Here is an 11,145-nt window from a genome sequence, read left to right as displayed (position 1 = left end):
CTTATTTAAAGGGGTGGTAAATGACTTAAAAATCTGGTGGGTTGTGTGGGGTTCGAACCCACGACCAATAGATTAAGAGTCTACTGCTCTACCAACTGAGCTAACAACCCTGAACTTGTTTAAAACATGATTAAACCAGAACAAAAGATGAAGCAAAATTTCGAGAATGGCGAAGCATCTAAAAAGATGTTTGGTCTTGGTCGGAACGTTTGCAGGTTTCGTTTCTATTGTAGTACTTTAACTTTACAGAAAGAAGCCCTAAGAAAGAATGGTGGGTCGTCCGCGATTCGAACGCGGGACCAACGGATTAAAAGTCCGCTGCTCTACCAGCTGAGCTAACGACCCTGAGCGAGATGTGTAAAGCGCGTTGCTTTACCCGATATCAGTGAAAATCGAGAATTTTCTATCGGTATCTATTTACAGGTTGAAACATGAAGATGGTGGGTCGTCCGCGATTCGAACGCGGGACCAACGGATTAAAAGTCCGCTGCTCTACCAGCTGAGCTAACGACCCTGAGCAAGGATGTATAAAGCGATGCTTTACACGATATTTGTGAAAATTGAGAATTTTCTATCGCTATCCATTTACAGGTCAAAACAATTAAGTGGTGGGTCGTCCGCGATTCGAACGCGGGACCAACGGATTAAAAGTCCGCTGCTCTACCAGCTGAGCTAACGACCCTGAACCTTCATCCAAGCTAGGCTTGAATGTGTAGTGCAAGAAAACTAAAAAGTTTTTAAACACCACTTTGTTTTGATGGAGCGTATTTTAGCAAGATATTGATAGAGCGCAAGTAAAAATTAAGAAAGTTTGCAACGTTCGGTTATAAATAACACAAAATGGACTAAAAAAGCCCTGAAATCAGGGCTTTTAGCTTTAGAAGCGGTATTTATAAGCTTCAATATTGGCAAAAACTTCCGCAGTGACATCACAATAGGCATTGGCACTTGGCAGTAAAACCAATAAACGATCAGAGGTTTTTTCAGGATTAAAGGCTTGTTCCTTTAATTTATTTTTCTGATATTTAAATGTACCCGTCGTTTCTACAATTTGTTGGATACGTAAAAATACCGGAACAGCATAGGCTGGCAAGTTCTTTTTAAACTCGGCTGCAAGCTGGCTTAGATCTTGTTCAGTCAGTTCTTCACCATCATGTAAAGTAATGGCAGCCATACCTGCTCGACCATTGGTATTTGGAATTTCAACGCCGTAAACCACAGCTTCTGTGATTTTAGGGTATTCACTACAAATATTTTCAACTTCGGTGGTTGAAACATTTTCACCTTTCCAGCGGAAAGTATCGCCAAGGCGATCGACAAATTGCGCGTGTCGGAAACCAATATCACGAACCAAGTCACCAGTAATAAAGTAAGAATCGCCCTTTTTAAAGACATCTTTCATGATCACTGACTTGTTCTTTTCTGGGTCTGTATAGCCATCAAAAGGGGAGCGCTTGGTGATTTTACCAATCAATAAGCCCACTTCACCTTTTTTGACCTTTTGACATGCACCATGACTGTCACGGATTGCTTCATTTTTTTCTTTATCGAACTGGACGATGGCATAAGGTGTAGGTGAGAAGCCAACAGTATTGTTAAAATTAAAAACATTACTGAAGCCTACATTTCCTTCACTAGAGGCATAAAGTTCTAAAATTTCTTCGATACCAAAGCGTTCTTTAAACTTGCCCCAAATATTTGGGCGCATACCATTACCGATCATTTTGGTGACACGGTGCGTATGATCAAGTTCTGAAGCAGGTGCATCCATAAGGTAGCGGCAAAGTTCACCAACATATCCAATCGCTGACGCATTAAATTTTTTGACATCAGACCAGAATGCAGAGGTAGAGAATTTACGACGGATTGCCAAGGCTGAACCCCCTGCAATAGCACCACACCAGCACACCACCATACCTGTTGCATGGTAAAGCGGTAAAGTGCAGTACATCACATCATCTTCACCTAAGTTTAAGACATGACCATATGTTCCATATGCCAAGGTCCAACGACTGTTGGTAAAGACCACAGCTTTAGGTAAACCTGTTGTGCCAGAGGTATAGATATAAAACAAGCCATCTTTCCCTTTGACACTTTGTGTGGTCGAAGGATTGAATTTTGGAAATTGTTGAATTTTTTCAGCAAGATTGATAAAGCCTTGAGGTGCTATACCCGGGTCTTGCGTTGTATTTTGATCTGCAAACCAATGGATGCGGTCTTGAGCAATGTTTAAGTCTTGACGAATCTCATCTACCGCAGCACGGCATTCTTCACCGACGATCACCGCAACAGGATTGACCAAATTGATACTATGCGTCAGGACTTTACCTGTCTGTGAGGTATTGACTAAAGCTGTTGTTACGCCAATTTTTGCCAGTGCAATCACGGTCGCAATCAACTCAGGACGATTTTCGATCATCACGGTGATCGCATCGCCTTTTTTTATGCCAATAGAAAGATAAAAGTGTGCAATTTGATTGGCCCAGTTATTCAGTTCTTTATAACTATAGCGTTGATCTTCAAATAATAACGCATCACCATAAGGATTGCGTTTTACAGCACGTTCAAAAGCAAGACCTAGCCCAGCAGGCGTATTGGGTGTTCTGATATAAGCTTGTTTAAGTCCAGTCAGGATATTGGGAAGCTTATTGATGAGCTGTGGTAAGCGCTCTGCGACATCAGTAAATCCGATGAGATCGGCCTGTGTTGTTTGACTCATATCAATCCTATTTATTTTTCGTAATCCAATACAATTTTTAGAGTGTCATTGACTCACATTACATTTGTCTTTTTAATCGTATAAGACTAGTGCAATCAACCTAATCTGACAAATGTCCTGATAATCTCTTCAAAATAGCAAAAAAACCTAGCCATCGAAATGACTAGGTTCTCTTTAATCGCTACATTTTAAGCAAATTTTTAAAAATTACTCATCCGCTGGCGGTGTCGCTTTTTTTGGCGGGCGACCACGAGGGCGACGAGGGCGGGCAGGTTTTTCATCTGTTGCCACATTGTCTGCCTTTTGGGCATCTTCATCTACAGCAGCTTCAGCAGTCGTATCTAAAGCAAGCGATTGTTGTGGCTTTTTCGCCTTTTCAGTTACAACAACTGCTTTCTCAGCTGACTTAGCCGGGGCTGCTTTAACCACTTGAACTTCCGCAGGTGCTGTTTCAACTGTCGTTTCTACAGGCGTTTCAGCTTGCACTTCTTCTGCTTGAGTAACCACCGGTGCTGCTTCAACTGGACTTGCTTGAGTCTCAGTTTTCACTTCTTCTGGTTGTTGCTCAAGTTCAGCTTGATGCTCTTGCTTTGCTTGTACAGCCGCTTGTTTTGCTAAACGACGACGTTCACGAGGATCATTCGCTACACGGCGATCATTCTCAGGCTTCGGTGGTGTTAAGTCTAAAACATCAGCAGGTTGTGCTTCTGGTGCTGCTTTAGAGATAGCAACATCACGTGTTACAGGCTGCTTGCTTTGTACATCGGTCTTTTCTACCACAGTTAAGGTCGCTGAATATTCTTCAGTAAACTTAACCAAAGCACGATTGAATGTTGGAATTAACCCAAACTGTTCAATCAGTACCGCACAGTCATCACCATAGACATGACGAATCAACGTTCCCACTGTGTACTGATTTAATGTCGGTACTTGAGATGGTGCGATTTTAGGCGTTGCCGCTTTTGCTTGAGCAGCGTCACGTTGTTGACGGCGTTTTTGGCGCGGGTCATTGCTGGCACGTTGCACAGGCTGTTCTGCTTGAACCTCTGCTGCAGGTGCTTTTGCTTCAGTCGTTACAGCCTGACTTTCTACAGCCGGTGCAGTAGCTGGTTGAGCATCTACAGTGCGAGGTGCTTTAGCAACAGTTTCAGCTTTTTCATTGCGATCATGACGCTTCGGCTTGTTGCTTGCTGGCGCAGCAACTTGTTGCGGGTTTAATGCGACAATTTCACTTTGAGCTTGATCAAGGTTAACCACTAAAGCTGTTTCAAGTGCTGCATGCTTCGGGGTGTCAATGAGTTCAACCTTAGGTTGTTTCTCTTGAGGTTGATTATGCTCTACAGGCGCATTGTTGTTTGGCGCTTGTTGTTGCTCATCATTAAACACGCTGCTATCGCGATGACGATTTGGGCGGTTTGGACGTTGCTGATGGTTACGATCACGACGTGGAACAGCTTGTTCAGCATGATTCGTTTCAGCATTTTGATCATGCTGTTGACGTGGCTGCTTTTGCTGACGACGTTGATCACGTTGTTCCTGACGCTGTTCTTGGCGTTGCTCTTGACGAGGCACCTGAACCACTTCTTCAATCACTTGATGTTGATCAGTGTTTTGTTCACGTGACTCTTTGTGCTTGTTGCGATTTTTATTTTTATTGTTGTTGTTACGCGGAGCTCGTTCTTCTTTCTCGCCCTGTTTTTCATATTCACGCGGTTCTTGTTTTTGAACAGGTGCATGTGAAAGATAAGCATTGGTTTCAGCAACAACTTGAGCTTCAATTGCAGCTGGCGCGCTATTGCTATTCACTTGGCCAAATTGACCACGGCTTACAGCACCACCGTTAATCATTTGTTCAATGGCTGCAGCTGCATTGTTTGCAGTACGTGATTGGTCAACAGTTGCTGCTTGTTTTTGTACAAACAGATTTTCTAACCAAGCACATGGGCTTGAAGCTGGTTGAGCAACTTGTGCTTGAACCGCTTGCTGAGCTTTTTGAGCTTGAGCAGGTTGTTGCTTTCTGTTTTGCTTATTGTTTTGTGCTTGAGCTGGTGCAGCATTGTGTTGCGTTTGCTCTTCTTCTAAATGCCACTCAGATGACTCATAGCCCAATTCTTTTTCGCTTGAACGGGTAGCTTCAGTACGTTCATAGCTAGTTGGCGCAAAACCTTCTGGGTTATATGAGATTTCGTAATGTGGCGTTTCTAAATGTGGATGTGGCAGTACAGTAACACGCACATTTGACGTTTGTTCTAAGTAAACCAAACTGTGACGCTTTTCATTCAATAAGAATGCTGCAATTTCAACAGGCACTTCAACTTGAACTTCACCTTGACGTTCACGTAATGCAATCTCTTCAACTTTACGCATAATTGAAAGAGAAAGAGAACGTAGATCACGTACCATACCTGTGCCATGACAGCGAGGGCATACATAACCAGTAGCTTCTTCAAGAGATGGGCGTAAGCGTTGACGGCTCATTTCCATTAAACCAAAACGTGACAATTGACCGAACTGGATGCGGGCACGGTCACTTTGCGTCGCTTCACGAAGTTTAGCTTCAACCATACGTTGGTTGCGTTCTTTGGTCATATCAATAAAGTCGATCACCACCAAACCACCAATATCACGTAAACGTAATTGGCGAGCAATTTCTTCAGCTGCTTCTAAGTTGGTGCTGAGCGCAGTTTCTTCTACATCATGTCCACGTGTTGATTTCGCTGAGTTGATGTCGATTGAAACCAGTGCTTCAGTTTGGTCGATTACAATTGAACCGCCTGAAGGAAGTTTAACTTCACGTTCATAAGCTGTTTGAATTTGACTTTCAATACCAAAATGCGCAAATAACGGTTCATTTAACGTATAGGTTTTTAACTTATCCAATTGATTTGGCATTACCGCTTTAACAAAGTTATAGGCTTCGTTATAGGCTTGCTCTGAGTCAATTAAAATTTCTGCAACATCATCACGTAAATAGTCACGGATAGCACGCGTCACCACACCAGCTTCTTGATGAACAAGCATTGGTGATGGACCAGAGTTTGCTGTACCTTGGATTTGTGCCCATAGGTCTAACAAATGTTGAAGATCAAGTTGCAGTTCTTCTTGTGAACGGCCAATCCCTGCTGTACGAACGATTACGCTCATACCACGAGGGGTATTTAATGACGCCAACATTTCTTTGAGTTCTTCACGAACTGAACCTGAAATTTGACGGCTAATACCACCACCTTTTGGGTTGTTCGGCATCAAAACTAAATAGCGACCAGCAAGGGAAATATAAGTTGAAAGTGCAGCGCCTTTGTTGCCACGCTCTTCTTTTTCAACTTGAACCAAAAGTTCAGTGCCTTCAGTGATGAGTTCACGAATATTTGATGTTTGGCGAGGGTCTGCCTTGTAGTAAGTATTGGCAATTTCGCGCATCGACAAGAAACCTTGACGACCCGCACCATACTCTACAAATACAGCTTCTAAAGAAGGCTCTACGCGAGTGACATGGCCTTTATAGATATTGGCTTTCTTTTGTTCACGTGTACGGTTTTCTAAATCGAAATCGTAAAGACGGTGACCAGTGATGAGTGCAACGCGAACTTCTTCGGCATGTGTTGCATTAATCAACATACGTTTCATGGGTGTAACACCTAATAGTGATTCACACCAACAACTCGCTATCTTTTTAAGTGAAGCGAACATCTAAAATATTGGATCAATGCTCAAATCACGGATACATCCAATATGATCTGAGTAATTTACCCACTTGTTTTGAGCAAGGTTGGGTTTGATGCCTGTATTGATGCTGCAATACTTCTTTAATCTTTGCACGATTAAAGTTTTGAGCTCTTCACTGGCACTTAAGTGGTGCATTGGATGACTGATTTGATTCGTCTTTCACTATCACATTGCTCGAAGAGCATCTCAACTTTTGTGAGAGCGTCTTGATACGGAATTATCATCGTACCTTTACAAATTGTGCAGTTCCAATGCCTCAAACACTTATGTCCTGAATAACACTCTACAGCGACTTGCCTGATGTGTATCAGTTTATGTTTAAAAACCAACGTCTGGGTTGGCGACATATATTTTTAAACAAACTGATTTCTGTACTTTAAGTACAATTAAACGCAACAGTTTGTCTTTTTGCCGATATAATAAAGCCTTCGGCGTCGGCATATTCTTTTGGGACCTTTCCGCATCTGTCGTGAATTTTATCGTTTGTGTCACGCTTTCATTTTTAAAAAAGGGTGGCACTAAATTTCACTTACGGTGGTATCCGTGCGCTGACTATAGCAAACCTTGAATCATCTGCCTATGGGCTATATGCTTATTTTGTATGAAAAGCATAGTCTAAATGATCAGTTTTTAATCAAATTTTAGTTTTTTATTGGATCACCTAACTGTATGAATTCTACGCAACAATGGCAAAATGTAACTTGGTTTGAAGTAGACGAGCATCAAGAAGGCCAGCGCATCGATAATTTCTTATTTACTCGCCTGAAAGGTGTGCCGAAAAGCCGTATTTATCGTTTAATTCGTGAAGGTCAAGTGCGCGTCAATAAAAAGCGTATAAAAGCAGAAACTAAGCTAGCGATTGGCGATCAAATCCGTGTTGCACCTATTCGCTTTGAGCAAAAAGACGAAACTGATGCACCTGTATCCGATAAGGTTGCACAAAGCTTACTCAGCCGTGTGGTGTATGAGGATGAAGGTTTATTGGTGGTCAACAAGCCGTCTGGAATTGCCGTACATGGTGGAAGCGGTGTGGCGTATGGCTTAATTGAAGGCTTACGCGCGGCAACAGGTAAAAAATATTTGGAATTGATTCATCGTATTGACCGCGATACTTCGGGCCTGGTGATGGTGAGTAAAAAACGCAGCACATTGAAGGCGTTACAAGACATGTTGCGTGAGCATAAAATTAAAAAAACCTATGCTGCGATTGTTAAAGGTCAAGTGAGTTTAGATCAACAGTTGATTAATCAACCTTTATTGCGCTATGAACTGTCCAATGGTGAACGTCGTGTACGTGTCTCAGAAGAAGGTAAAGAATCTAAGACACAATGGAAAGTTGCCGAGCGCTTTATGCATGCGACACTGGTCTATGCTTCTCCACTGTCAGGCCGTACCCATCAAATTCGTGTGCATGGTTTAAGTATTGGTCATCCTTTAGTGGGTGACGATAAGTATGGTCATGAAACAGAGTATCGTGGCCCCAAAGCTCGTCGATTGAGCCTACATGCAATGCGCCTTGAAATTCCTGGTTATCCTGTGATCGAAGCGCCTTTACCTGAAGATATGCAAAGCTTGGTTGCGCAGTTAAGAGCACAAAAGAAAGATTGATTCGATCTTGCTGCTCACTTTATCTTTTACACAAAGGGAACTTGTTTTATGAAAAGTTCCCTTTGTGTTTAAAAATGCGTTAGCTTGTCATGTAAAGGGCATAAGATCTAAACATTAGTCATGCGTAAACTGAGCAAATATTGGAAATAATTCATGCAAAAACCTGTAGAACTTATCATTTTTGATTGGGATGGCACTTTATTTGATTCAGTTGGGCAAATTGTGGCGAGTTTATTGGTTGCTGCAAAAACCTTTGACCAACCGTTAACAGCTGATGCTGCGAAAAGTATTATTGGTTTAGGTTTACCAGAAGTTGCTCAAGTGTTATTTCCACAAGTCCCTGAGTTACACACTGAAATTTTGAAATGCTATGGCGATCATTATGTTGAGCATTCCAAAGATGATTTGTGGTTCGCTGGTGTCTCTGAAATGTTGCATGATTTAAAAAATCAAAATATCAAATTGGCAGTTGCAACAGGGAAAAGCCGTCGTGGTTTAGATCGTGTTTTGGCTCAGACCCAGAGTCAGGATTTATTTGAGATCACCCGTGCAGCGAGCGAAACCAAATCCAAGCCAGATCCATTGATGTTGGCTGAAATTTTAGATTACACTGGAATTTCGGCGGAGCAAGCCATTATGGTGGGCGATACATCTTATGACTTAGAAATGGCACAGAACATTGCCATGCCACGTGTTGGGGTGAGTTATGGGGTGCATGCGATTGATGTATTACAGCGTTTTAATCCGCTGACGATCGCGGATAACGTCGATCATTTACATCAGTTTTTAACTCAACAGCTTAAGGCCAGTGAAGTTGCTTAGATGCTGTTTTTACGCTGTTTGCAGATTGCCCTCAGCGTAAACTTAGATAAAACCAAAGAGATATAATAAGAAAATTGACCATGAGCCGTTCTATTCGATTACTCACTTTATTACAACTTTTACGTGAACAGCGTTATCCCATTACCGCGCAATGCTTAGCAGAACATTTGGAGATTAGCGTCCGAAGTATTTATCGGGATATTGAAAGTTTACGTGACCAAGGTGTCAATATTGAGGGCAGTGCGGGCTTAGGATTTCAGCTGAAAGAAAACTTTTTACTGCCTCCGATGAGTTTGGATGAAACGGAAGTCGAAGCAGTGTTCTTGGCATTGCATTGGTTAAGGTCAGTGCCAGATCCAGCATTAAAAAATGCTGCACATTCAGTTTTGGCCAAACTCAATGCGGTATTGCCCAAGAATAAACAAGAACTGATTGATGAAACCATGCTTCGGTCTATCAACCATTGGCTTGTGGTTGATGAAAAAATTGTCGAACAAGTACGTCTAGCAATTCGTTATCAGGTCAAGATTGAAGTGCATTATTTAGATGAAAAACAAAATATCTCTAGCCGTATGCTTTGGCCTTTTGTCTTAGGGTATTTCAATGACAAAATGTTGTTGGCTGCATGGTGTGAATTACGTGAGGATTTTCGAAATTTTCGTTTAGATCGGATTCAAAAATTAACTGTGACCGAAATCATTTACCCAGAGTTTAAGCGCCATCTTTTTCAGGCATGGTGGCAAAAAGAGCTGCAAAAAAAATCCATGCTGAAAAGCTCCTGACAAAAACTGACACAGCCGCCCTTTATATTCAATACACCACTATAAAGGAATGGAAAAATGGGCTTAAAACTATATAGCAACGCGCAGTCTAGAGGTCTGGTTATTGAATGGCTACTGATTGAACTGGGTGCTGAATTTGAAAAAATTGAGTTGGCTTATCACACTGAAATGAAGTCGGAATCTTATCTAAAGATTAACCCATTTGGCAAAGTGCCCACCTTAGTCGATGGCGATATGGTGATTTACGAAATGCCTGCAATTTGCGCATACTTGGCAGATAAGTTTTTTGATCAAGGGCTTGCACCAGCATTGGATGATCCAAAACGTGGCTTGTATTTCCGTTGGTTATTCTTTGCTGCTGGACCGTGGGATGCAGCCACGACGGATCGCGCATTAAAAGTTGAGATTACCGACGAGCAAAAAATGCATATTGGCTATGGAAACTTTCAGGACACCTATACCGCTTTAATTCAGGGCTTGGAGCAGGCTCAACCTTATCTATGTGGTGAACAATTTACGGTAGCCGATGTGTTTGTTGGTTCCATGCTATTTTGGCAATTGAAGATGGCAGAGATTGAAAGCCATCCTGCAATTGAAAAATATCTTAATTCAATCAAAAGCCGAAAAAACTTAAGAAATAATCAAGCACTTTTTAGCGACTAAATCATCAAGACGATGCAAACTTAGCATGATCTCGTGCTGGGTTTGCATTGAGGTTTTTTAGTCACATTCAAGCGCAGAAAAATGATAAAAAAACTTTGGAGATTGGCTTTTGGTGTTAATCCCTCTATTTTTTACTTCAGTTAAATAAAACCTGCGGCAACATTAATACAGATCGCCAAAATTGTGGTGTTAAATCCATACGCCAAAAGGATATGGAGAATATTTAAAACGCGCATCGAACGAGATGTAATCGATACATCTGCTGTTTGTGCAGAAGTACCAATGACATAACTAAAATATAAAAACTCAGGGTAGGTTGGTTTAGGTGTTTTTGGAAAGTCCAATCCACCATCTTGATGATTTTCCACTGCCAAATAAAAGTCATGTGCATAGTGAATAGCAAAAATAGTATGCATAAATAACCATGCAAAAATGATGGTAAAAATTGCTAAGGCGATATGTCCTGCTTTAACTCCAGTCACATCGGGCAAATGTGCCAATTCAATAATAATGGCAATAAAACACATGATGAGTGAGAGCACAACCAACAGCAAAATGATCCATTTGCTGGCATCCTGTTGCTGAGCACGCTTTAAAATATGCGCTTGATTGGTTGCCCAGAGCATTTTTATGGTCAGGATTAAGTAGACCAGAGTGGCAATATTCCAGCTGAATAATAAATTGGTTGACCACTGCCAATTTGTACTCAAAGACATCCCCATATACACAACTGCTGTAAGGAGAAAACTAATAAAGAAATATGGACGAGACAGAATACCTGATCGAAGTTGGTGAAATGCACGTCCTACCATGATGAACACCGCC

7 protein-coding genes and 4 tRNA genes are annotated in these 11,145 nt (G+C 41.7%); 4 read left to right on the top strand and 7 right to left on the bottom strand.

The features are described 5' to 3' along the window. Positions 1-34: 34 nt before the first annotated feature. From ACQ7EO_RS19250 to ACQ7EO_RS19225, 6 genes are all read right to left on the bottom strand, one after another. Positions 35-110, bottom strand: a tRNA-Lys gene (locus ACQ7EO_RS19250). A gap of 159 nt (positions 111-269) precedes the next feature. Beyond that, positions 270-345: transfer RNA gene (locus ACQ7EO_RS19245), tRNA-Lys, on the bottom strand. Positions 346-438: 93 nt separating this feature from the next. After that, positions 439-514 (bottom strand) — tRNA-Lys (locus ACQ7EO_RS19240). A 92-nt stretch (positions 515-606) separates the two neighbouring features. Next, a tRNA-Lys gene (locus ACQ7EO_RS19235) sits at positions 607-682 on the bottom strand. A gap of 195 nt (positions 683-877) precedes the next feature. Next, positions 878-2,719: a long-chain-acyl-CoA synthetase gene (locus tag ACQ7EO_RS19230; RefSeq protein ID WP_034611588.1), complete on the bottom strand. Its 1,842-nt coding sequence runs from the start codon at positions 2,717-2,719 to the stop codon at positions 878-880. 207 nt (positions 2,720-2,926) lie between these two features. Next, positions 2,927-6,346, bottom strand: coding sequence for an Rne/Rng family ribonuclease (locus ACQ7EO_RS19225; RefSeq protein WP_434278400.1), 3,420 nt, complete (start codon positions 6,344-6,346; stop codon positions 2,927-2,929). A gap of 768 nt (positions 6,347-7,114) precedes the next feature. Here ACQ7EO_RS19225 and ACQ7EO_RS19220 point away from each other — a divergent pair. From ACQ7EO_RS19220 to ACQ7EO_RS19205, 4 genes are all read left to right on the top strand, one after another. Then, entirely contained in the window at positions 7,115-8,053 is a 939-nt protein-coding gene (locus tag ACQ7EO_RS19220; protein WP_004718156.1) for an RluA family pseudouridine synthase, read from the top strand. Between the two features lie 153 nt (positions 8,054-8,206). Continuing rightward, on the top strand, positions 8,207-8,875 hold the full coding sequence (locus tag ACQ7EO_RS19215; protein ID WP_004818744.1) for an HAD-IA family hydrolase: 669 nt from the start codon (positions 8,207-8,209) through the stop codon (positions 8,873-8,875). 80 nt (positions 8,876-8,955) lie between these two features. Continuing rightward, the gene (locus ACQ7EO_RS19210) at positions 8,956-9,657 is read left to right on the top strand and encodes a helix-turn-helix transcriptional regulator (protein ID WP_056516819.1); all 702 of its coding nucleotides are present in this window, start codon (positions 8,956-8,958) and stop codon (positions 9,655-9,657) included. A gap of 57 nt (positions 9,658-9,714) precedes the next feature. Then, positions 9,715-10,320 (top strand): glutathione S-transferase family protein, encoded by a 606-nt coding sequence (locus ACQ7EO_RS19205; RefSeq protein WP_303577456.1) that lies wholly within the window; start codon positions 9,715-9,717, stop codon positions 10,318-10,320. A gap of 140 nt (positions 10,321-10,460) precedes the next feature. Here the strand turns inward: ACQ7EO_RS19205 and ACQ7EO_RS19200 are convergent, their stop codons facing one another. Beyond that, complete coding sequence (locus tag ACQ7EO_RS19200; RefSeq protein WP_004718152.1) at positions 10,461-11,132, bottom strand: DUF1345 domain-containing protein; 672 nt, start codon at positions 11,130-11,132, stop codon at positions 10,461-10,463. Positions 11,133-11,145: the final 13 nt, after the last annotated feature.

This window comes from Acinetobacter sp. CE-15, from assembly GCF_051059255.1.
Classification (GTDB): Bacteria; Pseudomonadota; Gammaproteobacteria; order Pseudomonadales; family Moraxellaceae; genus Acinetobacter; species Acinetobacter guillouiae.
The sequence above is the reverse complement of the archived record's forward strand: the minus strand, read 5'-3'. Positions and strand labels throughout refer to the sequence as shown.